Source organism: Clostridium sp. AF22-10, from assembly GCF_003478725.1.
Taxonomy (GTDB): domain Bacteria; phylum Bacillota; class Clostridia; order Lachnospirales; family Lachnospiraceae; genus Otoolea; species Otoolea fessa.
In genome coordinates this window covers 94,888-119,406 of sequence record NZ_QUFZ01000001.1, presented here as the reverse complement: position 1 = coordinate 119,406, position 24,519 = coordinate 94,888, and the positions used below count along the sequence as shown (strand labels likewise).

Annotated in this window: 21 protein-coding genes and 1 pseudogene; 18 read left to right on the top strand and 4 right to left on the bottom strand. The window is 50.7% G+C overall.

Features of this window, described 5'->3' with window-relative positions:
* Nucleotides 1–218 precede the first annotated feature (218 nt).
* Nucleotides 219–1,976, top strand: a complete 1,758-nt coding sequence (locus tag DWX91_RS00530) for a SulP family inorganic anion transporter (RefSeq protein WP_118472180.1) — start codon at nt 219–221, stop codon at nt 1,974–1,976.
* A gap of 2 nt (nt 1,977–1,978) precedes the next feature.
* Nucleotides 1,979–2,341 (top strand): MGMT family protein, encoded by a 363-nt coding sequence (locus DWX91_RS00525; RefSeq protein WP_118472179.1) that lies wholly within the window; start codon nt 1,979–1,981, stop codon nt 2,339–2,341.
* A 130-nt stretch (nt 2,342–2,471) separates the two neighbouring features.
* Here the strand turns inward: DWX91_RS00525 and DWX91_RS00520 are convergent, their stop codons facing one another.
* Entirely contained in the window at nt 2,472–3,839 is a 1,368-nt protein-coding gene (locus DWX91_RS00520; protein ID WP_118472178.1) for an NAD(P)/FAD-dependent oxidoreductase, read from the bottom strand.
* A gap of 166 nt (nt 3,840–4,005) precedes the next feature.
* Between DWX91_RS00520 and DWX91_RS00515 the strand changes: the two genes are divergently transcribed.
* Nucleotides 4,006–4,323 (top strand): EamA family transporter, encoded by a 318-nt coding sequence (locus DWX91_RS00515; RefSeq protein WP_182431278.1) that lies wholly within the window; start codon nt 4,006–4,008, stop codon nt 4,321–4,323.
* A gap of 9 nt (nt 4,324–4,332) precedes the next feature.
* Here the strand turns inward: DWX91_RS00515 and DWX91_RS00510 are convergent, their stop codons facing one another.
* Nucleotides 4,333–6,279, bottom strand: a complete 1,947-nt coding sequence (locus tag DWX91_RS00510; protein ID WP_118472176.1) for an SUV3 family DEAD/DEAH box RNA helicase — start codon at nt 6,277–6,279, stop codon at nt 4,333–4,335.
* A 284-nt stretch (nt 6,280–6,563) separates the two neighbouring features.
* Here DWX91_RS00510 and DWX91_RS00505 point away from each other — a divergent pair, with 284 nt between their 5' ends.
* Nucleotides 6,564–7,229 carry a Crp/Fnr family transcriptional regulator gene (locus DWX91_RS00505; RefSeq protein ID WP_118472249.1) on the top strand — a complete coding sequence of 222 codons (666 nt, stop codon included), beginning with the start codon at nt 6,564–6,566 and terminating at the stop codon, nt 7,227–7,229.
* A 68-nt stretch (nt 7,230–7,297) separates the two neighbouring features.
* On the opposite strand, the gene DWX91_RS00500 is transcribed toward DWX91_RS00505, so the two are convergent.
* Nucleotides 7,298–8,242, bottom strand: a complete 945-nt coding sequence (locus DWX91_RS00500; RefSeq protein WP_118472175.1) for a LysR family transcriptional regulator — start codon at nt 8,240–8,242, stop codon at nt 7,298–7,300.
* 383 nt (nt 8,243–8,625) lie between these two features.
* On the opposite strand from DWX91_RS00500, the gene DWX91_RS00495 reads away from it, so the two are divergent.
* The 11 genes from DWX91_RS00495 (at nt 8,626) to DWX91_RS00450 (ending at nt 18,549) form a co-directional block, all read left to right on the top strand.
* A complete protein-coding gene (locus tag DWX91_RS00495) occupies nt 8,626–9,303 on the top strand; it encodes a F0F1 ATP synthase subunit A (protein ID WP_107000520.1) in 678 nt (225 codons plus the stop codon).
* 39 nt (nt 9,304–9,342) lie between these two features.
* Nucleotides 9,343–9,567: an ATP synthase F0 subunit C gene (gene atpE / locus DWX91_RS00490; protein ID WP_022359062.1), complete on the top strand. Its 225-nt coding sequence runs from the start codon at nt 9,343–9,345 to the stop codon at nt 9,565–9,567.
* A gap of 31 nt (nt 9,568–9,598) precedes the next feature.
* Entirely contained in the window at nt 9,599–10,087 is a 489-nt protein-coding gene (locus DWX91_RS00485) for an ATP synthase F0 subunit B (protein WP_118468166.1), read from the top strand.
* Nucleotides 10,074–12,143 (top strand): F0F1 ATP synthase subunit alpha, encoded by a 2,070-nt coding sequence (gene atpA / locus DWX91_RS00480; protein ID WP_118468164.1) that lies wholly within the window; start codon nt 10,074–10,076, stop codon nt 12,141–12,143. Before DWX91_RS00485 ends, atpA begins: the two co-directional genes overlap by 14 nt.
* 14 nt (nt 12,144–12,157) lie before the next feature.
* Nucleotides 12,158–12,451, top strand: a complete 294-nt coding sequence (locus DWX91_RS17715) for a FoF1 ATP synthase subunit gamma (protein WP_412693801.1) — start codon at nt 12,158–12,160, stop codon at nt 12,449–12,451.
* Nucleotides 12,394–13,059: an ATP synthase F1 subunit gamma gene (atpG, locus tag DWX91_RS00475; protein ID WP_412693800.1), complete on the top strand. Its 666-nt coding sequence runs from the start codon at nt 12,394–12,396 to the stop codon at nt 13,057–13,059. Before DWX91_RS17715 ends, atpG begins: the two co-directional genes overlap by 58 nt.
* Nucleotides 13,060–13,100: 41 nt before the next feature.
* The gene (gene atpD, locus DWX91_RS00470) at nt 13,101–14,501 is read left to right on the top strand and encodes a F0F1 ATP synthase subunit beta (protein WP_107000980.1); all 1,401 of its coding nucleotides are present in this window, start codon (nt 13,101–13,103) and stop codon (nt 14,499–14,501) included.
* 6 nt (nt 14,502–14,507) lie between these two features.
* Nucleotides 14,508–14,921, top strand: a complete 414-nt coding sequence (gene atpC / locus DWX91_RS00465) for an ATP synthase F1 subunit epsilon (RefSeq protein ID WP_022359057.1) — start codon at nt 14,508–14,510, stop codon at nt 14,919–14,921.
* Between the two features lie 94 nt (nt 14,922–15,015).
* Nucleotides 15,016–15,975: a LysR family transcriptional regulator gene (locus tag DWX91_RS00460; protein ID WP_118472174.1), complete on the top strand. Its 960-nt coding sequence runs from the start codon at nt 15,016–15,018 to the stop codon at nt 15,973–15,975.
* A gap of 532 nt (nt 15,976–16,507) precedes the next feature.
* A complete protein-coding gene (locus DWX91_RS00455; protein WP_118472173.1) occupies nt 16,508–17,341 on the top strand; it encodes a TrmH family RNA methyltransferase in 834 nt (277 codons plus the stop codon).
* Nucleotides 17,342–17,448: 107 nt separating this feature from the next.
* Nucleotides 17,449–18,549, top strand: a complete 1,101-nt coding sequence (locus DWX91_RS00450) for a zinc ribbon domain-containing protein (protein ID WP_118472172.1) — start codon at nt 17,449–17,451, stop codon at nt 18,547–18,549.
* A gap of 2 nt (nt 18,550–18,551) precedes the next feature.
* Here the strand turns inward: DWX91_RS00450 and DWX91_RS00445 are convergent, their stop codons facing one another.
* Nucleotides 18,552–19,445, bottom strand: coding sequence for a polysaccharide deacetylase family protein (locus DWX91_RS00445; RefSeq protein ID WP_243017783.1), 894 nt, complete (start codon nt 19,443–19,445; stop codon nt 18,552–18,554).
* A gap of 296 nt (nt 19,446–19,741) precedes the next feature.
* Between DWX91_RS00445 and DWX91_RS00440 the strand changes: the two are divergent.
* The 3 genes and pseudogenes from DWX91_RS00440 to DWX91_RS00430 all read left to right on the top strand — a co-directional run bounded on the left by DWX91_RS00440 (nt 19,742) and on the right by DWX91_RS00430 (nt 24,498).
* Nucleotides 19,742–21,027, top strand: a pseudogene (locus DWX91_RS00440) (aminotransferase class I/II-fold pyridoxal phosphate-dependent enzyme).
* Nucleotides 21,028–21,108: 81 nt separating this feature from the next.
* Entirely contained in the window at nt 21,109–21,546 is a 438-nt protein-coding gene (locus tag DWX91_RS00435; protein WP_118468332.1) for a GtrA family protein, read from the top strand.
* Between the two features lie 96 nt (nt 21,547–21,642).
* Nucleotides 21,643–24,498, top strand: coding sequence for a YfhO family protein (locus tag DWX91_RS00430; protein ID WP_118538158.1), 2,856 nt, complete (start codon nt 21,643–21,645; stop codon nt 24,496–24,498).
* The last annotated feature ends 21 nt before the right edge of the window (nt 24,499–24,519 follow it).

Genomic DNA, 24,519 nt, shown 5'->3' with positions numbered 1-24,519 from the left:
AAAATCACAACTAAGAAATTTAACAAATGCTTATCTAGAAGTCTGAGTTACTGTTTACGCATACGTGCCCAGTAACAAGTCGGAAACATTCCTGTGTTAAAACTTCGAAAGAACTGGACACACCCTTATTTTGCTGTATAATAGGTAATTGTCGGTTCTTTTTAGGGCTGGCAATTACTTTTTATTTAAATTGGGAAGAAAAAGGGAGAGTTTGAGGTATGGAAAAAATACGTCCAATGTTGTTTACAACATTGAAGAAGTATTCCGGCGCACAGCTGATGTCAGATGTGGTAGCGGGTATCATCGTAGCGATCATCGCGCTGCCGCTTTCGATCGCGCTGGCGCTGGCTTCGGGTGTAGGTCCGGAACAGGGTATCTACACGGCGATTGCAGCCGGATTTGTGATCTCATTTTTAGGGGGCAGCCAGGTACAGATTGCAGGTCCAACGGCGGCATTTGCAACGATCGTGGCAGGTATCGTGGCGAAGAGCGGCGTGGAAGGGTTGGCAGTTGCGACGATCATGGCAGGTATTATCCTGGTTGTCATGGGATTCTGCCATTTTGGTTCATTGATTAAGTTTATTCCGTTTACAATTACAACCGGATTTACCTCCGGTATCGCGGTGACGATCGTCATCGGTCAGTTGAAGGATTTCTTCGGCGTGACCTATCCGGCAGGAATGGAGACGATCGAGACGATGCAGAAGCTGAAAGCGTTCGCAGCCGGATTCGGAAGTGTCAACCTGCACGCGATCATCGTCGGCGTGGTGTGTCTGGCGATTCTGATCGTGATGCCGATGATCACGGAGAAAATTCCGGGATCGCTGGTAGCTGTTATCGCAGGTATTTTAATGGTAAAATTCCTGCCGCTGCATGTGAATACGATCGGCGACCTTTACACGGTCAGCAACAAGCTTCCGGCGTTCCGTCTGCCGGTGTTCAGCTACGATGTGATTCAGGGTTCCCTGTCGGATGCGTTTACGATTGCAGTTCTGGCGGCGATTGAGTCTCTGCTTTCCTGCGTGGTAGCGGACGGCATGATCGGCGGAAAACACCGTTCCAACACGGAGCTGGTGGCACAGGGCGCGGGTAATATTATTTCCGCCCTGTTTGGCGGTATTCCGGCGACGGGCGCGATCGCGCGTACCGCAGCCAATGTCAAAAATGGCGGCCGTACCCCGGTTGCAGGCATGGTTCATGCGGTTGTCCTGCTTCTGATTCTGGTAGTTCTGATGCCGTGTGCAAGCTGGATCCCGATGCCGACCATCGCGGCAATCCTGTTTATGGTTGCCTACAATATGTGTCAGTGGAGAACCTTCGTCCGTCTGACCAAGACGGCTCCGAAGAGTGATATTGCGGTTCTGGTGCTGACCTTCTTCTTAACCGTTATCTTCGATCTGGTTGTAGCGATCGAGATCGGTATGCTGTTATCCTGCCTGCTGTTTATGAAGCGGATGAGCGATGAGACGGGCGTCAGAAGCTGGCTTTATGTCGAAGAAGTAGAGGAGCAGAAGCGCAAAGCGCAGGAAGTAAGAAAAGCGAAAAAAGCCGGAAAAGAGCTTTCAGTGGAAGAGGCACAGCTCTTAGCGGCAGCTGCAGAAGATGAAGAAGCAGCCATGAAAGAACAGGCACGTCTGCGGGAGATACCGAGAGAACTGGCTGTTTATGAGATTACAGGACCTCTGTTCTTCGGTGCAGCAGACCGCATCAACCAGATTGAAACCCGCGAGGAGACGAAATGCCTGGTTCTTCGTATGCGTGCTGTTCCGGCAGTTGACAGTACAGCGATGAATTCGATGGTTGCCCTCTATGAGCGCTGCCAGAAGAACGGCGTCACATTGATTTTGTCCCATGTCAACGAGCAGCCGATGCACGTGATGGAGAAAGCAGGATTTGTGGATATGGTCGGACGCGATCATTTCTGCCCGAATATCGAGGCAGCACTTGATCATGCGGACGAGGTGCTGGGAAAATAATTATGGACATCTATCGGAGAATGAAAGAAGTATTTAGGCGCATTCCGGACGGCTGCGTGACGACCTACGGTCAGGTAGCGCTCCTGTGCGGTGCACCGCGCCATTCCCGTCAGGTGGGATATGCGCTCCGCACCAACCGCCTGGGCGATGTCCCGGCATTCAGGGTGATTAATTCCAAGGGCTTTCTAAGCGGCGCAGCGGCGTTCGACTATCCGGGACAGCAGAAAAAACTGCTGGAACAGGATGGAATACGGGTGGACTCCACCGAGGACGGTGACCGCGTCGATTTAAAACAATATGGATGGAAACCTTCGATGGACGAGGCAGAAGAATTGTATGCGTTGTTTCGGAAGTTGGGGATCTGAGTGGGAATCAAGGAAAATGCATCTGAATGAGATATTGGTAAGCGAAAGAAGTGAAATGAGATGGATAAGATGGCAGACGATAGGGGCTGCATCTTATCCATTTTTAATAGACATTTCTGACCGTTTATTATTAAATTGTCTCCGCGATCTGCCGTGCCACATAGACACCGCTGGCAGATGCATGGGAAAGGGAATGGGTAATACCGCTGCCGTCACCGATGACGTAGAGTCCATCATGACAGGTCATCAGGTTGTGATCCACTTCCACCTCCATGTTGTAGAATTTTACCTCCACTCCATAGAGAAGGGTGTCATCATTCGCCGTACCCGGTGCTACCTTATCCAGGGCATAAATCATCTCGATAATACCGTCCAGAATCCGTTTTGGGAGAACCAGGCTCAGATCACCGGCAGCCGCATTGAGGGTTGGAACCGTAAAAGATTCATTGATTCGCTGCTGCGTGCTTCTTTTTCCGCGGATCAGGTCTCCAAAACGCTGCACAATTACACCACCGCCCAGCATGTTGCTGAGTTTTGCAATACTCTCTCCATATTCATTGGAATTCTTGAAGGGCTCTGAAAAATGTTTCGCCACCAGGAGGGCAAAGTTCGTGTTATGGGTCTGCTTTGCAGGATCCTCGTAGCTGTGGCCATTTACCGTTACGATGCCGTTGGTATTTTCATTTACCACAGCTCCCTTGGGATTCATACAGAAGGTGCGCACGTAATCCTCGTATTTTTCCGTGCGATACACGATCTTGCTCTCATAGAGTTCATCCGTAAGATCCGAAAAGATCTCAGCCGGCAGCTCAACCCGGACACCCAGATCCACACGGTTGGAATTCGTATGGATATCCAGATCCTTGCATACCTTCTGCATCCACTTACTGCCGCTTCGGCCGGCGGAAATGATACATTTCGTACCCTCAAAGGTTGTATCATCGCTGTAAACCTTGTAACCTTTCTCCGTTTTCTCCACGGTTTCGATGGCACAGTCAAAATAGAAATCCACCTTATTCTTCAGATGATCATAGAGGTGCTCCAGAACAATATAATTAATATCTGTACCCAGATGGCGGACCGAAGCATCCAGAAGATGCAGGCCGTGCTGCATACAGGTTTTCTTGAATTTTGTTCCCGCAGTGGAATACAGCTTCGTGCCCTCCCCGCCAAAACGGAGGTTGATTCCATCCACATATTCCATCAGTTCAATGGCTGTCTTTTTTCCGATATACTCATAGAGAGTGCCGCCGAAATCATTGGTAATGTTGTATTTTCCATCAGAAAATGCACCGGCTCCGCCGAATCCACTCATGATGGAGCAGCATTTGCAGTGAATACAGGACTTGATTTTATCACCATCAATGGGACATTTACGGTGCTCCAGCGGATGTCCTACCTCAAAAACAGCGATCTTTAAATCCGGTTTACGTTCCATCAGCTCATAGGCAGAAAAGATACCGCCGGGACCGGCGCCGATAATTAACACATCATACATATTGAAATTCTCCTTGTTTTCCTAAAATTTGATTCCCTCTTTCTGTATTATAGCATAAATTTCGAAAAAAGAGGCAGCACGTCATGCGCTGCCCCGAAACATCATCCCCTATGTCGTCATGGCATCTTCCGTTATTATATCATCACCTCAGAATAAAGATTCTTTTATGGCTGTAACCATCAGCCTGATTCCCTTTGTAAAATTACCGGAGGTGTTTTCGAGCCTGATGACCTCTCCGGCGCTTCTTGGCAAAGGGCTGGCGCTGGAACTTGTATCTACCTTTTTTCCGTTTGTAAGCTACACACTGGGACTCCGCCAGATGGAGGCAGGAAAAGCCTCGGTTCTGGCGTTTGCTGAGCCGATGGTGGCAGATGTGGCTGGGATTGTGGTATTTGGAGAAATGCTGCGGGTTGAAAATGTGCTGGGCATTCTTTTGATTTTTACGGCATTGGTGGTGTTGAACAGCCGGAACGTAAAACGGTAAAATCAGGGGCTAATCGATAATGGAACTGTGACGAAAACACGGATCACAAATCTTAAACGGATATCCAACCGGCAGCATCCGTCCGCAGCGCTGGCAGCGGGCGATGTAGCTTTTTTTGCCCTTGGACAAATACTGCATGATCGTGCCTTCAGTGCGGCTGCGTTCCTGTTCGAGCCAGTCCTCGTCGATGAGCTTGTCAAAACGATGGGAGAACTGGTAGTAGAGGTCGAGCTTGCGGTAATACGTTTCGTATTTCTGCAGCCCCAGCTTGGAGCCGGCGCCTTTGTCCGGGTGTTTCAGGCGCTTGTCCGCCGGGTAATCCTTGCAGTAGCGCAGCCATTGCAGGACAACCTGATGATCCTTGATATCGATGGGACAGCTGATCATGCGGTAGAGAATCCGTTTGTCATCGAATCCGTAGATATCGTCTCTGTGGCGTTCTGCCTGCGCATAAAGGCTTAAAATCTCATCGACGCTGACCTTTTCAAACGGAGGCGTCGGCTCAACGGATTTCCAGACTTTGATGATAACGTCCAGCGGCTCGTCCAGATCGAGGAGAATCTGCGGGAAACCGAGGCTGACTTTTTCGATTGGTTCTTCCTCCTGAGTAAGCTGTTCCCGGATATAATCAAGGGATTCCTGCCCCATCGCGTTGACGTAGCCGGTGTCAAAGAGTCCGAAGCGTCCGGCGCGCCCGGCGATCTGCTTGACCTCCGGTACGGTCAGACCGCGCCGGGTGGTACCGTCAAATTTCTGGGTCTGGACAAATACGATACGCCGGACAGGCAGGTTGAGTCCCATGCCGATCGCGTCGGTGGCGACGACCACCTTGGTTTTGCCGCTGGTAAAAAGCTGCATCTGGCGGCGACGGATCTCCGGCGGCAGGCTTCCGTATATAACACTTGCCTTGATACCTTCTTCTTCCAGACGGCCCGCCACATCCAGCACAGATTTTTTGGAAAATACGACGAGTGCATCGCCGGGAAGAACACTTTCCGGGAAAGAAAATGGCGTGTCCTCACAGATGAGCGCAGTTTTGCGCTGATACCGGCAGATGGCAAGGCTGTCGCCGCACAGATGGATCAGGTGTGTGACAGCAGATTCAGCGGCGGGACTCATGCAGACATGGATTTCGTGGGCTTTCAGTCCCAGAATCGCCTTTGTCCAGCAATGCCCGCGGTCTGGATCGGCGGTCAGCTGTGCCTCATCAATCACGGCAATATCGTATTCCTCGGAGAAATCTGCCATCTCGATCGTCGAAGCTGTGATCCGGCTGTCATCGTCGGCGATACACTCCTGACCGGTCAGCATGGTGCTGGGAACGCCGCAGTCGTGCATTTTTTCATATACCTCAAGCGCCAGAAGGCGCAGCGGACCGAGGTAAGTGCCCTTTTTCGCTGTTTTTAAGCGTTCCAGCGCGTGAAATGTTTTGCCGCTGTTGGTCGGTCCGATGTGGAGAATGAAACGGCGGTTCATCGCCATAGTCTCCGGAAATTCCAGCTCTGGGCGGGATGGGACGAGATCCATGATTTTATACTGGATGACGTAGCGCTTATAGATCTGGTAAAGCTCCAGAAGTGTCTGCGTGCAGAGCTGACCATCCAATTCTGTTTCCAGATAATTCAGAAAATCCACGGAAATATCATCGCGCTGGGCGGGCAGAAACATTGCCTCATCCAGGCGGATGAGCTGTGGCAGCAGGCTGGTTTCAATGAGCTTTGTGACAGCATCGTTGTGGGAACGGTACGCAAAATAAGCCAGATTTTTGATCTGGCGGTGCCATTCCTCCAGCGAGAGGCTGGTGACCTGCGTCGGTTTGGTGCGTTTCAATGTTTTTAACAGCCGGTTCGTCCGCTCGTTCAGATCGCGGGGGCGGGAACTGGTCTTTCGTTTTTTCTTGCTTGCCGCCTGATATTGGCGGATATATGTCTGAAGAAGCTGATTTGGCTCGAGCATTTGAACGTCTCCTCTTTATGTAAATATCTTGTCCGATACAAATTCTAATTTAAAACGTAGCTGTTCAGTACCTTCACAGTCACGCGCAAAAATCCATTAAAAATTGCCTGCGGCGTTTCTATTATCGCAGAAGTTGCATGGATGTGCAAGAACGGGAAATCAGATTGCAGAAAAACATAAAAATATTTGATATAATTAAGAACACTTATTAAAATAGAAAGGTCAACATCTATATGGCATCAAACTATAAAACGGGCGCCAGCCTGAATTTAACTCTCTTCGAGATGCAGCTTCTAAGCCACAGCCCTCTGTTTCGAGGCGCGGGAGAATCTGGAATCGGGGAGATGCTGTCCTGTCTGGGGGCGGAGGAACGCAGTTATGAAAAAGAAGAAATGATTTATCGCGCGGGGAATACGGTCACATCTCTGGGGGTGGTGATGCACGGAAGTGTGATGATTGTCAACGATGATCTGTGGGGCAACCGCAGCATTCTAGACCGGGTAGAACCAGGACAGATTTTTGCGGAGACATATGCGTGCGTGCCGGGGGAAAAGCTGCTGGTCGATGTGTTTGCAGCGGAGGTGACGGAAGTGCTGTTTTTAAATGTTGGAAAAATGCTGTCGCAGTGTCCCAATTCTTGCGGACATCACACGCAGCTTATCCGCAACCTGCTTGCAATCTCGGCGCAGAAAAACTTGCAGCTGTCCCGCCGGATCTTCAATACATCGTCGAAATCCATCCGGGGACGGCTTCTGTCGTACCTCTCCGATCAGGCGGTAAAAAATGAGAGCGAGAGATTTGATATACCATTCAACCGCCAGCAGCTCGCCGACTATCTGGGCGTGGACCGGTCGGCGCTGTCGGCAGAGCTGGGGAAAATGCAGCGGGAAGGGCTTCTGGAATTTAGAAAAAATCACTTTCATTTATATGAAGAGGTTAGAAGCTTGTAGATTACAAACAAAAATACCCTGTCAGGAGCATTAAAATCCGACCGACAGGGTATTTTTAGTGAAAATCCCTATGGGTGTAACAAGATCGGCTGTCCATTCCCTATACTTTCCTGCACCGGCTGTTTCAGCATATCCAGAAATGCCTGTGCCGCCGGCGTCAGCGGGCGCATCGGGTTTTGCAGGACGAGGATCTGGCGCTTCGGGATAGTAATATTTAGGTGAAGCTGGAACACGCGGTAGTTGAGCAGGTAGTTCCGGGCAAATTCCGAGGGAACAAAGCCGATTCCCAGATTGTGGGAGACGGTCGGGGCGATCAGGTCGTTGGAAGAAACTTCGATGCTCGGGCGCAGATCCAGCCCCTGTTCCTCAAAGAGATTGTCCCAAAAAAGCCGCGTCGTTGTGCCGGACTCCATGCTGACAAGTGGGTGCATACAGAGCTCTTCAAGGGAGAGTGTGCGGTTCTGCAGCTCGGAAAAACGGTTTCCGGCGATGACGATGTCCTGGAACTCGGAAACCGGCATCACGTGAACCAGATCCAGCTCCTTCATGATCTCGTGGATCGGAGAGATGATGACGGCAAAGTCATTTTCCCCGGCCTTTAAGGAAGAAGCGGTGATCGGCGCAGAGTTGGAATGGATCTGCACGGTCACATTCGGAAAACGCTGCTGGAACTGTTCAATATAAGGAAGCAGAAAGAAGCGCATCGTCAGCTCGCTCGCACCGATCGAAACCCTGCCGCTCTGACTGTTCGTATATTCTTTTAAAATCTCTTCCGCGCGTCCCATCTGCTGGCAGGGACGGTTGATCTGGCGGAACAGGATCCGCCCTTCATCGGTCAGGGTCACGCCTTTTTGGGAGCGGTTGAAAAGTTTGCACTGAAGCATATCTTCTAAATTATGAATGTATTTTGTTACGGTTGGCTGCGTGAGGCAGAGATTCAAAGCCGCCTGGGTAATATTCTGGCATCGAGCCACCTCATAGAAAACCTTGTAGTAGTCGAAACTGATGTCCATGTATGTAGTTGAAATCCTTTCTGTATGTCGGACTGTTTCTGCCTGATTGAAACAGTGTTTATCTGATTTTATATCTGTACGTGTATTTACCAAATATAGTCACACTTTATCGTATTTTTCCAGAAATGTCCAGCCACAATAACGATTACCAATAACTATCACCATTCATTTTATCTATGGATATAGGAAAAAAATATAATTTTACCATTTGTATTTCTGGGAGTAAGATCGGGAACAGACGGGAAGAATGTGGAGACACAGGAGAAAACGTTACTGGGCACGTATGCGCGAACAGTAACTAGAACACGTGGCGGCATCGGGAAATGAAAGAACAATAGCCGGGGCAGCCGCGGGAGAACAACCCGGAGAGAGGAAGTGACAGTATGGGAGATCTGGGTGCGACCCTGATCAAGGAATTGAACTGTGAGACAGCCTTTACAATTGGCGGGATCGGCATATCAGAATCCGTTGTGGTTACATGGATCATGATGGCAGTGGTGCTCGTGGTTTCACTGATTGTGACGCACGGTCTGAAAGTTGAACATCCCGGACGCGGACAGCTCCTTCTGGAGAACGCTGTTACGTGGCTGCAGGGCATTGGCGAGGGAATCCTCGGAGAGGAAGGAAAAGGCTATGCGCCGTATCTGACATCCGTGCTGATGTATCTGGGCGTGGCGAACCTGCTTGGTATACTGGGATTCAAGCCGCCAACCAAGGATTTGAACGTCACGGCAGCACTGGCGCTGATGAGTATTGTGCTGATTGAGACAGCAGGGATTCGGGTCAAAGGTTTAAAAGGATGGTTAAAGAGCTTTACAGAGCCGATCGCCATCGTGACACCGATCAATATCATGGAGGTATTTATCAAACCGTTGTCGCTGTGTATGCGACTGTTCGGAAACGTGTTGGGCGCGTTCGTCATCATGAAATTGATTGAATACATCCTTCCGGTAGGGCTTCCGGTATTGTTCAGCGCTTACTTTGATATCTTTGACGGTCTGATTCAGGCGTATGTATTTGTCTTCCTGACAGGGCTTTTTATCAAGGAATCAATCGAGTAATAGAAGAGAAATAGAAAATTACAAAAAGGAGACTTTATTATGGGTACAATCATTGCAATCGGAGCAGGTCTGGCAGTTCTTGCAGGCGCAGGAGCCGGAATTGGTATCGGAATCGCCACATCTAAGGCGACTGAGGCAGTCGCAAGACAGCCGGAGGCAGAGGGAAAAATCACAAAGATTCTATTGTTAGGTGCGGCACTTGCCGAGGCAACTGCTATTTATGGTTTCGTTATTGCCCTTTTGATTATTATTCTTTTAAGCTGATACGATAGAAAACGAAAGGTGGGGCAAGGCTATGTTACGGTTGGACATCAACCTGGTTTTTACGATCATCAACCTTTTAATCTGGTATGCAATTATCCGTATTTTCCTCTTTAAGCCGATCAACAAAGTGATCGATAAACGGAATGCAGCCATTCAGGAAAAGTATGATGAGGCAAAAAAGATGCAGGAAGAAGCGCAGGCGGAGAAAGAGAAATACGCAGCCTGCCAGGATGAAATAGAAGCAGAGAAAAACAAGGTGCTGGATGCGGCGCGTGCGAGTGCACGTGAGGAAGGACGCCAGCTGATTGAAAACGCCCAGAAAGAGGCAGATAAAGTCATCCGTAAGGCGGGCGAGGATGCACGCCGGGAGAAGGACAAGATGCTCGAACAGGCGAAGCATGAAATTTTGTCGCTGGTTCTGGACGCGGCGGCTGGTTCGATGAACAAGAAGTCGGATGACAGCGCTCTTTATGATGAGTTTTTGAAGAAAGCGGGTACGACGGAGAATGAAGAAACTTGATGTCTATTTACAAGAAATAAAGAGGCAGAAGATTTCTGTCGATGATCTGCAGCATGCGGCTGAGATACTGGCTGCGACACCGCAGCTTCCGGCAGAGCTTGAAAATCCGGATTTGACCCGTGAGAAGCGGGAAGATCTGGTTCGTAGCCTGTTTCCGCTGGCAGTCCGGGGAATCATCGAGGTGCTGGCACAGGATCAGACAATGAAAATGATGCCGGATCTGATTAAGGAAGCGGAGACGTTTGAAAAGCCGGATAAATATCTGCGCTGTGTGCTGGAATATGTCAAAGAGCCGGATGAAAAACAGGCAGCCGGAATCCGGAAATTTCTCTCGGAGAAATATCCGGGACGGGAACTCCGGATTGTGAAGGAAGAAAAGCCGGAGCTTGGAAGTGGTTTTATCCTCCGGGTCGGAAGTGAGGAATATGACTGGAGCACGGAGGGAAGAAAACGGGCACTGGCAGATAAATTAAAGAATCTGGTAAAAGAGCCGGATTCGGGTGATTTCCTTACCCAGAAGGGAATCATCGGGATTCTGAAAGGAAATCTGGATGGAATCGACATTTCAGCCCGTGAGATCGGTACGGTCAGCCGGGTGGGCGACGGCATCGCCTATGTGGATGGAATCGACCATGCGATGTACGGTGAGATTGTGGCGTTTGACGGCGATGTGAGAGGCATGGTACAGGATATCCGGTCGAAGGAGATCGGCTGCATCCTCTTTGGACATGCGAACACCATCGGAGAAGGAAGCCGCGCGATGCGGACCGGCAAGATGGCAGGTATCCCGGTTGGCGAGGGATTCTTAGGGCGTGTTGTAGATGCGCTGGGCAATCCGATCGACAATAAAGGGGAGATTGAGGCAGCCGGATACCGTCCGGTGGAATCACCGGCGCCGGGTATTATCGAGCGTCAGTCAGTTGATACCCCGATGGAGACCGGTATCCTCTCGATCGATTCGATGTTCCCGATCGGACGCGGACAGCGTGAGCTGATCATTGGTGACCGCCAGACCGGTAAGACCTCGATCGCGGTAGATACGATGCTGAACCAAAAGGGAAAAGACGTGATCTGCATCTATGTGGCGATCGGTCAGAAGGCTTCAACGGTATCGAGACTGGTTCATACACTGGAAAAACACGGGGCGATGGAGTACAGCATCGTGCTGGCAGCGACGGCGAGTGATCCGGCGTCCTTACAGTATATCGCGCCGTATGCAGGAACGGCACTGGCAGAATATTTTATGCATCAGGGAAAAGATGTTCTGATTGTCTATGACGATTTATCGAAACACGCGGTTGCGTACCGTGCACTGTCTCTTCTGATGGAACGTTCTCCGGGACGTGAGGCATATCCGGGCGATGTATTCTATCTGCATTCCCGTCTGCTGGAGCGCTCGGCGCGGCTTTCGGATGAGCTGGGCGGTGGTTCAATCACAGCGCTGCCGATTGTCGAGACACAGGCGGGCGATGTGTCGGCGTATATCCCGACCAACGTTATTTCCATCACAGATGGACAGATTTTCCTGGAAAGTTCGCTGTTCTTCGAGGGCATGCGCCCGGCGGTCAATGTAGGGCTTTCGGTATCGCGTGTCGGCGGCGCAGCGCAGACCAAGGCGATGAAGAAGGCAGCCGGAAGCGTACGTATCGACCTGGCACAGTACCGCGAGATGGAAGTATTCACACAGTTTAGCTCCGATCTGGATCCGGCAACTAAGGCACAGCTTACCTACGGCAGCGGTCTGATGGAGCTGTTAAAACAGCCGCTTGAGCATCCGCTCTCGATGGAAGAACAGGTTGTGATTCTGTATGCGGCAACGAGCCATCTGCTGGTAGATATTCCGAAGGAAAAGCTGAAAGCATTCCAGGGCGGGCTCTACGAATATATGAGAAGTTTCTACCCGCAGGTGGGCGATGCACTCCGCACGACGAAGACACTCAGCGATGATATCCAGCGAGAGATTGCGAAGGCGGTGGGCGAGTACAAGGCAAAATTCCTGAAAGCACAGGGAAATGCGCCGGAGGCAGCAGCGGATGCAAAACCGGATAAGCAGTAAGGCGGTGATGGAAGATGGCAGGACTCAGAGAGATCCAGAACCGGATCCGGAGTATTCAGGATACGCGCAAGATCACGAATGCGATGTACCTGATATCTTCGACAAAATTAAAGAAAGCCAGAAAAGAACTGGCAGAGACGGAGCCGTATTTCTATGCATTGCAAAATGTCATCCGGCGTATCCAGAGGCATCTGCCAAACATGGAAAGCCCTATTTTGAAAAAGAAGGACACCAGTCGAAAAAAACGGGGCTGCTGGTTATTTCCGGTGATAAAGGGCTGGCGGGTGCTTATAACCATAATATCATGAAGATGGCGGATACATTTTTAAAGGATCCTTCCCGCGAGGTACATCTGTTTGTCATCGGTGAGACGGGGCGGCAGTTTTTTGCCTCCCAGCACATCCCGATTGAAGAAAATTTCCAGTATACGGCGCAGGATCCGACGTTTAACCGGGCAAGGTGGATTGCTGGAATGCTTCTGGAACGATATTTGTCGGGTGATTTGGATGAGATCCATGTCCTGTATACAAGAATGGAAAATGTGATGCAGAGTGTGGCGAAGGATAAAAGGGTGCTTCCGATTACCAAGCCGGATATGCACGGAATGGCGATTCCGGTCGATGTGCGGCTGGAGGAGTTTTCCCTCCGGCCAACGCCGGAGGAAGCGATGAATGCGATCGTTCCGAACTATGTAGCCGGATTTATCTATGGCGCGCTGGTTGAGTCGTTCTGCAGCGAGCAGAATGCCCGTATGATGGCGATGGATGCGGCGACGGATAATGCGGATGCACTTTTAAAAGATTTGAATACGATGTACAACCGGGCGCGGCAGGCGGCGATCACACAGGAGATCACCGAAGTATGCGGCGGCGCGGCTGCACAGAGACGAGAACGAGAAGAGGAGATGAGAGTGTGATGGGAGAACAGGCGGCAGAGACAAAAAAGACTGAAACCAGCCTGCCGGAAGGCAAGATTGTCCAGGTTTCCGGTCCGGTTGTCGATGTGAAATTTGAGAGCGGTCCCCTTCCGGAGATCCGGGACGCGCTCACAGTAGAAAATCAGGGAAAGACGTGTGTGATGGAAGCTGCCAAGCACATGGGAAATAATATCGTCCGCTGCATCATGCTGTCGGCAAGCGAGGGCTTGAGCCGTGACATGAAGGTAACACCGACGGGAGAAGGCATTTCCGTTCCGGTTGGCGAAAAGACGCTTGGACGTTTGTTTAATGTTTTAGGTGAGACGGTAGATGGAGGAGAAAAGCTGGATGGTGAGGAGCACTGGTGTATTCACCGGGATCCGCCGCCATTTGAGGATCAGAGCCCGGTCGCGGAGATTCTGGAGACGGGCATCAAGGTTATTGATCTTCTGGCGCCGTATTCCAAGGGCGGAAAAGTCGGTCTGTTTGGCGGCGCGGGCGTCGGAAAAACAGTCCTGATTCAGGAGCTGATCCGGAATATTGCGATGGAGCAGGGCGGTTATTCTATCTTTACGGGTGTCGGTGAGCGTTCCCGTGAGGGCAATGACCTCTGGAGTGAGATGAAGGCATCCGGTGTTCTGGAAAAGACAGCGCTCGTGTTTGGACAGATGAACGAGCCGCCGGGAGCTCGTATGAGAGTTGCAGAGACCGGGCTTACGATGGCAGAATATTTCCGTGACAAAATGCACCGGAATGTGTTACTATTTATCGATAATATTTTCCGTTATGTACAGGCAGGTTCGGAGGTTTCAGCGCTGCTTGGGCGTATGCCGTCGGCGGTTGGTTATCAGCCAACGTTAGCGAATGAGATGGGCGAGCTGCAGGAGCGGATTGCCTCGACGAAAGATGGTTCGGTCACTTCAATCCAGGCAGTCTATGTACCGGCGGATGATTTAACCGATCCGGCACCGGCGACTACCTTTACCCATCTGGATGCGACTACGGTTCTTTCCAGAAAGATCGTAGAACAGGGTATCTACCCGGCGGTCGATCCGCTGGAATCCTCGTCCCGTATTCTGGAACCGGATGTGGTCGGAGAAGAACACTATGAGACGGCCAGACGGGTGCAGGAGATTTTGCAGAAATACAAGGAATTGCAGGATATCATTGCAATTCTGGGTATGGACGAGTTGTCTGAGGAAGATAAGCTGACCGTCGGTCGCGCAAGAAAGATACAGCGTTTCTTATCCCAGCCGTTCCACGTGGCGGAGAACTTTACCGGTGTACCGGGCAAGTATGTGCCGTTAAAGGATACCGTCAAGGGCTTTAAGGCAATTCTGGATGGTGAGATGGATGCGTACCCGGAGGCAGCATTCTTCAATGTCGGAACGATCGAGGATGTAGTGGCAAAGGCGAAGGCTTTAGAGAAACAGGAGGCGTAGGAACGGATGGCAGATTTTCATGTAAAAATCATATCCAGCAACCGGACATTCTATGAGGGAGTCTGCCACTGTCTGATCCTTCCGGCGGTGGATGGTGAGATGGCTGTCATGGCGCACCATGAGAGCGAGATCGTGGCAGTCAAAGCGGGAGAAATGCGTTTCCAGGCGACAGAGGACGGTCCGTGGGAGGCGGCAGTCGTCGGGCAGGGCTTCTGTGAGATCGCCAACAACCGTGTTATGTTGCTGGCAGATACGATCGAGAAACCGGAGGAGATCGACCGGATCCGGGCGCAGGAGGCATTAGAGCGTGCGAAAGAGCGGCTGCGCCAGAAACAGAGCATTTCCGAGTATTACAGCACCCGCGCGGCGATGGCGAGAGCGCTGGTTCGTCTGAAAGAGACGGAAAAATTTGTGGACTAGGTGCGTTAGAGGCGGATTTGAGCCTGGTGTGATTCTGTGGCAGATGCGGTTCAGAAAGAAATGACAGAAAATCAGTAAGAATGGAGAACAGGGCATGACATTACTTCAGTTAAAATACGTGGTGGAGGTGGCGGCAGCCGGAACCATCAGCGGGGCGGCAAAAAAACTTTATATTGCACAGCCGAGCCTCACGGCGGCGATCAAGGAACTGGAGCATGAGATTGGTTTTTCCCTGTTTACCCGCACGAACAAGGGCGTGGTGATTTCCCCGGACGGGGAAGAATTTCTGGGGTATGCGAGACAGGTGATCGAGCAGGCAAACCTGATCGAGGAGCGCTATTTTGGCGCTGTGCCGCAGAAACGCCAGTTCTGTGTCTCCACCCAGCACTATTCCTTTGCCGTTGAGGCGTTTGTCGATCTGATCCGCGAGTACGGCGGAGAAGAGTACGATTTCCGTATCCGCGAGACGCAGACGTATGAGCTGATTGAGGATGTGGCGAAGCTTAGGAGCGAGGTTGGCGTGCTGTATCTGAACCGTTTTAACGAGACGGTGATCCGCAAGACGCTGCGGGAACACGACCTCAGATTTACCCGGCTTTTTACAGCAAAGCCCCATGTATTTATCGGTGCGGCCAATCCGCTTGCAAGCCGCAGTTCTATCACCCTGTCGGATTTGGAACCTTATCCGCGTCTGTCTTATGAGCAGGGCGAGCACAATTCCTTTTATTTCTCCGAGGAGATCCTCAGCACGCTGGACAGCCGCAAGGACATCCTGGTGTCCGACCGCGCGACCCTGTTTAATCTTCTGATTGGGCTGAATGGGTATACGATCTGCAGCGGTGTCATCAATGAGGAACTGAACGGACCGAATATTGTAGCGATTCCACTTGATGTGGACGATTATATGGAGATCGGTTACATTACCCACAATCGCGTGACACCGGGACGGTTTGCGGGACTGTATATTGAGGCGTTGAAGCGGAGAGTGGGAGTGCCGGTTCCCAAAGTGTCTACCCGTGAACCAATAACCAGAATTCCTGTTTCCGACAGGTGATTTTTTGGTTTGACTTTTTTTAAAACAGGAAATATAATAATACCGAAACGAGTAGCAAACGAGTGTAAATCCAGCTTTTGCTGCTCTTTTTTTATTATTTCATAAAGAATGTGCCAAGGTGCATTTTTTATGAAATTTCATAAAAATGCCATTAAAAAGTGTGTTGCAAAATAAATGCTTTTGAAATAAAGTCTTCCGGAACGGGAAAACATGAGTCAATCTGAGAGTTTACAGAAAATATTCAAGGAATGTGCATAACCTATATTTGCTGTCACAGAAAGATGTGGGGAAAGAGGAAAATTTATTGTTGAAACCGTTTTATTTGCTGCCATTTTTAACGTGACAAATCGAAATCTTTTGCCGAAGATAGATTTGTATGGAAATAGGAACGGAATCGGAAAGAGGATGATAGAATGCGGCAGAATAGAGAAATGATTTCATGTCAGCGTCCATAATCAGCACTTCCTTTTTGTAAGAAATGTGGTATACTCGATAGAACATGAAAACCATATTAAAAAAGGTGAAAAGCAGAATGAATCATATTTCAATTACAACCCTGGAAGCGCCGGAGCTGGATATCTACGCCCGGCTGAGCGAGGGGCAGTTATTTCATTATAATGAACCAAAGGAAGGTCTTTTCATTGCGGAAAGCCCTAAGGTCATCGGGCGGGCGCTCGACGCGGGATATGAGCCGGTTTCTTTTCTGATGGAAGAACGCCATATCGAGACAGAAGGGCGGGAGATTCTGGAACGCCCGGTGTGTGCGGGAGTGCCTGTGTTTACGGCACCATTTGATGTGCTGACGCGCCTGACCGGCTTTAAGCTGACGCGCGGGATGCTGTGTGCGGTGAAACGGAAGAAAATGCCGGGGATCGAGGAAATCTGTGCAGGTGCCAGACGGATCGCGATTCTTGAGAATGTAGAAAATCCTACGAATGTGGGGGCGATTTTCCGGTCAGCGGCGGCGCTCTTTATGGATGCGGTGCTTCTGACACCGGGATGCAGTGACCCGCTGTACCGCCGCGCAAGCCGTGTCAGTATGGGAACAGTGTTTCAGGTGCCGTGGACGTACATTCCGAAGGGCGACTGGGCGGAGAACAGTATGGAAACGCTTAAGAAGCTGGGATTTCTCACGGCGGCGATGGCGCTCAGTGACCGTTCCGTGAGTATCGCGGATCCGGCGCTTTCGCAGGAAGAAAAATTAGCGATCATTCTCGGAACCGAGGGTGACGGGTTGGCGGCATCGACGATCGCGGCGTGCGATTACACCGTGAAAATCCCGATGTCACACGGTGTGGATTCGCTCAACGTGGCAGCAGCGAGTGCAGTGGCGTTCTGGCAGCTGGGCATGGGAAACAGGAAATAAAGTTCTGGCTGTGTAAAAAAAATGTACATTGGTTAAATGCGTTTCAAATGCCAGAAATGAGTGCGGAAATGGATGGAAAGAATCGTTTGGAGGAAGGAGAAAATAGAATGAAGTGTCCAAAATGCGGACAGGAAGCAGTTGGAAATTTTTGCAGTAACTGCGGAACTCCGCTTGTAAATGATACAGTACGCCGAGAACAGGAAACGGTGGGAAGAAAGCCGGAAAATAGCTATGACGACGGTGATTCAGAACAGCGGAATCCAGCTCGGATGGAATCGGATGAGAAAAAGGCGGAATCCGGCTCTGGATCGAAACGAAACAGTCAGGAAAAGCGGAGCAGCCAGAGTCAGGACGCACAGAAGCGTGAGGAAGAGCGCCGCGACAATGAACGCTGCCAATCCCAGGCACAGGAGGATGCCCGCCGCGACCGTGAAGCGGCATCGCGCAGACGACAGGACGCGAGACGTTCTTCTTCCAGCTCGAAAGAGGATAAGCGGGATGCAAAACAGCAGAAGCAGATGGAAAAACGCCTTCATGCTCTGGAGTCGGAGCGGGAGCGCTCAGAGCGTCAGAAAAACCGGATGGAGCGCAGCCACCAGCGGGAACTGGAACGCCAGTCACGGGAGGCAGAGCGCACCAGACGGGCGGCGGAGCTCAGTGAGGCGCATACGCAGAGTGACTCAAACGACGGTCCGTCCGTGCTGGATGTGACGGCAGCCGGAGTAACCGGTGTGGTTGTGCTGATGGCGCGCGTGATGCAGGCAGCCAGCTTCCTTCTGATGGCGGGAATCACCTGGGCAAATGCGAAGGCATTCCGGTATGGCGGCGACGATCTGGGCTATATCGGAACTATGATTACCGAGGAAAATTATGGTCTGGGGCTGTATGTAGGGATTGGCGTATTTCTGGTACTGATGGGCGCGATCTGGTGCCTGTGGATTCTGTCAGGCAAGCACGCGGGTGGTAAAGTACGGCTGCAAAAATACGATACGGGGCGCGGATTTATCCCGTTTATAATCATCCTTGTTCTGGTATTAGCAGCCGGTCCGGCAGCGTACCTGATGCCGAAGAATGCGGGCAGCTTACAGCCGATTGTGGACGGCGGCTATGCGGCGCTGGAGGCGATCAATGCGAACCACGGATTTCTGCTGTTCTGCAGCATCGGAGGCGCGATCCTTTCGTTTATCCGGAAAATGTTGCTGGTATAATTTTATAATTCATCTAATTGCCCGAACTGATACCCCATTTCCTCCCATTTTGCCAGAAGTTCATCGAGAATCTGAGCGTTGGTTTGCGAAGTGCTGTGCAGAAGGACGATCGCGCCGGGGTGGATGCGCGTCAGAAGCTTGGAAAATGCTTCTTCTTTGGATGGCTGCTGATCCTGCATCCAGTCCACATAGGCGAGACTCCAGAAAAAGGTCTTGTAGCCGAGCTCCTTTGCCATCTGCAGGTTCGATTCACTGTATTTGCCCTGCGGCGGACGGTAATATTTTTTCATTGTCTGCCCGGTGACGGACTGGTAGAGTGTTTCCAGGGCAGTCAGCTCCTTTTCAAATGCTGCTTTGTCGGAAATGCGGGACATATCGGGATGGTGATACGTGTGGTTGGCGACGGTGTGACCCTCTGCGATCATCTGTTTTACCAGTTCAGGACTGGTTTCGAGATAGTTGCCGACGACGAAAAAGGTTGCCGGGACATGGTGTTTTTTCAGTGCTTCCAGAATGGCAGGTGTGCAGCCGTTTTCATATCCGGCGTCGAAGGTCAGATAGATGACGGGTTTGGAGGTATCGCCTACATAGAAAGCATCAAAATTTTTTAAAGTGTCGGCGGAGGCATTGCCGACCGGTGTCTGCCCTGGACTGGGAAATCCAAGTCCCCAGTTTCCATCTGCGGAAACCGGAATCGAATCGGAATCAAAGGCAGGCGGGAGCGAGCCACAGGCGATAACAGGCGCTGAAACCGTGTGCCCGGATGGACGGCGCAGGAAATGTGCGGCAGTCTGCCCGGCGAAGAAAGAGATGGCAAACAGGGCGGGAACCAGCAGCGGGGAAATGATGTGCCGGAAACGTGATGGAACAGAATGCATGGGAAAATGAATGAACATGATGTGACCTGAAAGATATATTTTCATTAGTATATGAAAGAAGGGGGAACATCATGTTTTTATTATAATTTGCTGTCCGTGAAATGCACCGAATCGGAAAAACCAAGCGGTACCATATAACAAATTTTATGTGCTGACATAACAAATTAATGCTTGTCATGCCCTTTGTACCTATGTTATTATTATAACGATGCTTAGATGAGATGATCCGAACCCTTGAACAAGGGGAGCTGGATGAAAAGCAGACCATGAAATTATGATGAAATAAATAAGAGAAACAAGGAGGATGTTGAAGGATGAAGCCTTATAGCGAGATGACGAAAGAAGAACTTCTGGAACTTAAGCGTGATCTGAGCGATCAGTACCGGGAGTTTCAGGGCAAGAATCTGACGCTGGATATGTCACGCGGTAAGCCAAGTGCAGAGCAGCTTGATTTATCGATGGGAATGATGGACGTACTGAGCAGCGACAGTGATCTGACCTGCGAAGATGGGACAGACTGCCGCAATTACGGCGGTCTGGACGGTATCAGCGAGGCGAAGGAGCTGTTAGCGGATATGATCGAGGTTCCGGCTGACAATATCATTATCTATGGAACTCCAGCCTGAACGTAATGTACGACACCATCTCCCGTTCTGTGACTCATGGCGTTATGGGAAATACCCCGTGGTGCAAGCTTGACAAGGTTAAATTCCTGTGTCCGGTACCGGGATATGACAGACATTTCTCCATTACTGAATATTTTGGCATCGAGATGATCAACATTCCGATGACCGCAGATGGTCCGGATATGGATCTGGTAGAGCAGTATGTGACAACCGACCCGACCGTAAAGGGAATCTGGTGCGTTCCGAAGTACTCTAACCCGACCGGCAATTCCTACTCCGATCAGACGGTACGCCGTCTGGCACGCATGCATCCGGCTGCTCCGGATTTCCGTATCTACTGGGACAATGCATACGGTATCCATCATTTATATGACGATGAGCAGGATCATGTGCTGGAGATTCTGGCAGAATGTAAGAAAGCCGGCAACCCGGATATGGTTTACAAATTCTCTTCAACCTCCAAGATTACGTTCCCGGGTTCCGGCATTGCGGCAATCGCAACCTCCCACAATAACCTGGATGATATCAAGAAACAGTTAAAGATTCAGACTATCGGTCATGATAAAGTGAATCAGCTCCGCCACGTGCGTTTCTTCAAGGATATCCACGGCATGGTAGAGCACATGAGAAAGCACGCCAACATCCTGCGTCCGAAATTCGAGGCTGTTGAGAACATTCTCGACCGTGAGCTGGGCGGACTGGAGATCGGTACTTGGACAAAACCGCACGGCGGCTACTTCATTTCCTTTGATTCCCTGAACGGCTGTGCGAAGGAGATCGTTGCGAAGTGCAAGAAAGCAGGCGTTGTTATGACCGGAGCCGGTGCAACTTATCCATATGGCAAGGATCCGGAAGACCGCAACATCCGTATTGCTCCGTCCTATCCGCCGCTGCAGGATCTGATCACTGCAACCGAGCTGTTTGCACTCTGCGTCAAGCTGGTCAGTGTCAACAAGCTGTTAGAGGAAATGTAATATTAAACCAAGAAGTACAGGAATTGTATGGGTATGTCGAAGGACCGCTGCCCATACAATTCTTTTTTCGGAGAAAAAGTGATGATAAAGGAAAAGTTATCCCTGATCTGGGGAAAGTTTGTAAACAGGGAGACGATATCGTATCTGATATTCGGCGTTCTGACGACGCTGGTGGACTGGATTTCCTATGCGGTTTTCCGCCACAACGGCATGAACTACCGTATGGCGACGATCTGCTGTCAGGCGGCGGCGATCCTGTTTGCATATGTGACAAACAAGATCTGGGTATTCCGAAGCTACAATTTCCACCCTGTATATCTTCTTAAGGAAATGGCTTCGTTTTTCTCCTGCCGTATTCTCACATCGGTGTTCACGTATGTGGCGATGATCGTGATGGTAGACGGCATGGGAATCAAACAGGATATGATCTGTAAGATTGTGGTATCAGCGATCTCGCTGGTGTTGAATTATATTTGCAGTAAATTATTTATTTTCAAAAAGAAAGAATCCTCGAAATAGGGCTGTGTGGGGAAATGACAGCGGAAATGGATGCTGAAGACAGACCGGAAAGAGTAGAGAAAACGCCGCCTGAACAGGATTCTGGATGGAGGGAAGATGGAGCAAAGAGAACGAGACGAAAGTTCCAGTAAACTGGAAGAAGCACTCAGGGAGCTTACGGGAGCGGAAACAACGGGGAAAATAGAGGAGTATGAGAACGAGCGGGAAGGTGCGGACGTGGATTCGGAGATCGCTTGTACAGATATGAGACGTGCTGAACGAATGCCTGCCTGGAGACAGGAAGAAGATGCCAGAAAATCTAAACTTTCAGAGTCCAGAGCAGATGTCGTTAATGAGTTGAATGACGATGACTGGGAGCAGGAAGAATTAGATGAATTAGATGAGTGGGATGAACCAGAGAAATCACCCCGCGGAATGGGGCGCCTGGCTGCGGTTTTCCGTCCGTCGGATGATCTCCTGGCGGCATTTTTCCTGCCGGTGGTGATTTTGATCCTGATTTTTGCATACCGCGGTATTTTCCCCTTTGGGCAGGAAAGCTTCCTGCGGACGGATATGTACCACCAGTATGCGCCGTTTTTCTCGGAATTCCGGCATAAGCTTTTAAGTGGCGAGAGCCTGCTTTACAGCTGGGATGTCGGCATGGGCGTAAACTTTGCCGCGCTCTATGCGTACTATCTGGCGAGCCCGTTTAACTGGCTGCTGCTGTTATGCCCGTCGTCCCTGATTATCGAATTTATGACCTACATGATCGTGTTCAAGAGCGGTCTGGCGGGTCTTTCGATGGCGTGGTATCTGAAAAAGTACACGGGTTCACAGAAGTTTGGAGCGTGCTATTTCGGCGTATTCTATGCGCTGTCCGGCTATATGGCGGCGTATAGCTGGAACATCATGTGGCTGGACTGCATCGTGCTGCTGCCGCTGATCCTGCACGGCCTGGAGCGGCTGGTGCGCGAAAAAAAAGGGCTTTTTTACTGCCTGATGCTGGGACTTTCAATCCTGTCCAACTACTATATATCAATTATGATATGCCTCTTCATGGTGATTTACTATGTGGCGCTCCTGTTTCTGGAGAAACGGCCGGGATGGAAAGATTGTCTGCACAGCTTTTTCCTGTTTGGTGTGTATTCGCTTCTGGCGGGTGCGCTGGCGGCTGCGGTGCTTCTTCCGGAGATTGCGGCGCTGCAGAGTACGGCGTCTGGCGATTTTAATTTTCCGACCACACTGGAAATCTACTTCCCGATCTTTGACATGATCGCGCGGCACATCGGAAATGTACAGGTGGAGACGGGACTCGACCATTGGCCGAACCTCTACTGCGGCGTGGCAGTTTACATTTTCATGGGGTTGTATTTTCTGAACCGCCGGATTGCGATCCGGGAAAAGGTTGTGTACGGTGTGCTGTTGCTCTTTTTCTATGCCAGCTTTTCGTTCAATGTGCTGAATTTTATCTGGCATGGCTTCCATTACCCGAACAGCCTGCCGTGCCGCCAGTCGTTTATCTATATCGCGCTGGTGCTGACGATGTGTTTCCGGGCGTATCTATATCTGGATGAAATATCCAAACGGCAGTTTGCCGGGGTGACATCCGCCGCGATTGGCTACGTGATTCTGGCAGAAAAGCTGGTGACGGACGATGCGTTTGAGCCAGTTGTCTGGTATGTGGCAGTGGTGCTTCTGCTGCTGTATCTGGGCGTCTTTTATTTCTATCAAAATAAAGAACATTTCGCGTTCACGGCGGCGCTTCTGGCGATGGCGCTGGTAAGTGTGGAGGCGCTTGCCAATATGGCGGCAACGAGTATTCCGACGACGAGCCGGACTGATTATGTGGCAGACAATCAGGATGTTGCAGCGGTGACAGAGCCGCTCAAAAAGACGGAATTTTACCGGATTGATAAAACGAATGCGCGCACGAAAAATGATGGCGCGTGGATGCATTTTCCATCCGTATCTCTGTTTTCATCGGTGGCAAATGCCGGGGTGACGGATTTCTTCAAACAGATGGGCTGCGAAGGTTCGACGAACGCATACAGCATTGTGGGAAGTACGCCGCTGGTGGATTCGTTATTTTCAATCAAATATGCACTCTATGGGGGCAAGCAGGACAATCCGCGCCTGTCGCTCTATACATTTTCAGGTGACACGTACCTCTATGAGAATCCGTGGACGCTGCCGCTCGGCTTTATCCTGCCGGACATAGTGGAAACGGGCTGGAAACGCGATCTTTCTTCGCCGGCGGATGTCCAGAATGATTTATCGGATGTGCTGGGCGTGCCGGAGTGCCTGATTTTCACGGACGGGGAGGAGCAGGGGAATCGTTTTTCCTTTACAGCACCGGAAGATGGGGAGTATTATATAAGTGTCGCAAACCGTCAGATTGATTCGGTTAAACTGGATGTCGGCGGGGAGAGCCGCAGCATTGATACGTTGAAACGCGGGTATCTGGTGGAAACCGGATATGTGAAGGCAGGCACATTGATTCTGCTGGAGAGCAATGACAGTGCCGGAAGCATGGACGCGAGCGCGTACCGCTTTGACGAAGCCGGGCTGCGTGCGCTCTATGAGCGCCTCAACCAGCATCCATTTGAACTGGAAACATTGGGCGAGGAGGCGATGAAGGGCACGATCGACGCGGGCGAGGGCGGAACGCTGTTCCTCACGATCCCGTATGACGAGGGCTGGACGGTCACGGTGGATGGAAAAGAAGCTATCACGCGTCCGGTCTGGAAGGCATTTACCGGCGTGGAACTGACGGCGGGAACCCATACGGTGGAACTCAGGTATTATCCGCAGGGACTGCATGAGGGACTGCTGATCAGCGGAGGTGCGCTGTTTGTGTTGGCGGTGATTGTGGCTTCTATGTATATAAGGAAGAAGAAGCAGGGGAAAACTTCTGCAAAAATGAGAAGAACGGTGGAAAAAGAGCCGGATGGCGATTTAAAACTGAGAAATTGAGATACAAAATTTATAGAAAAG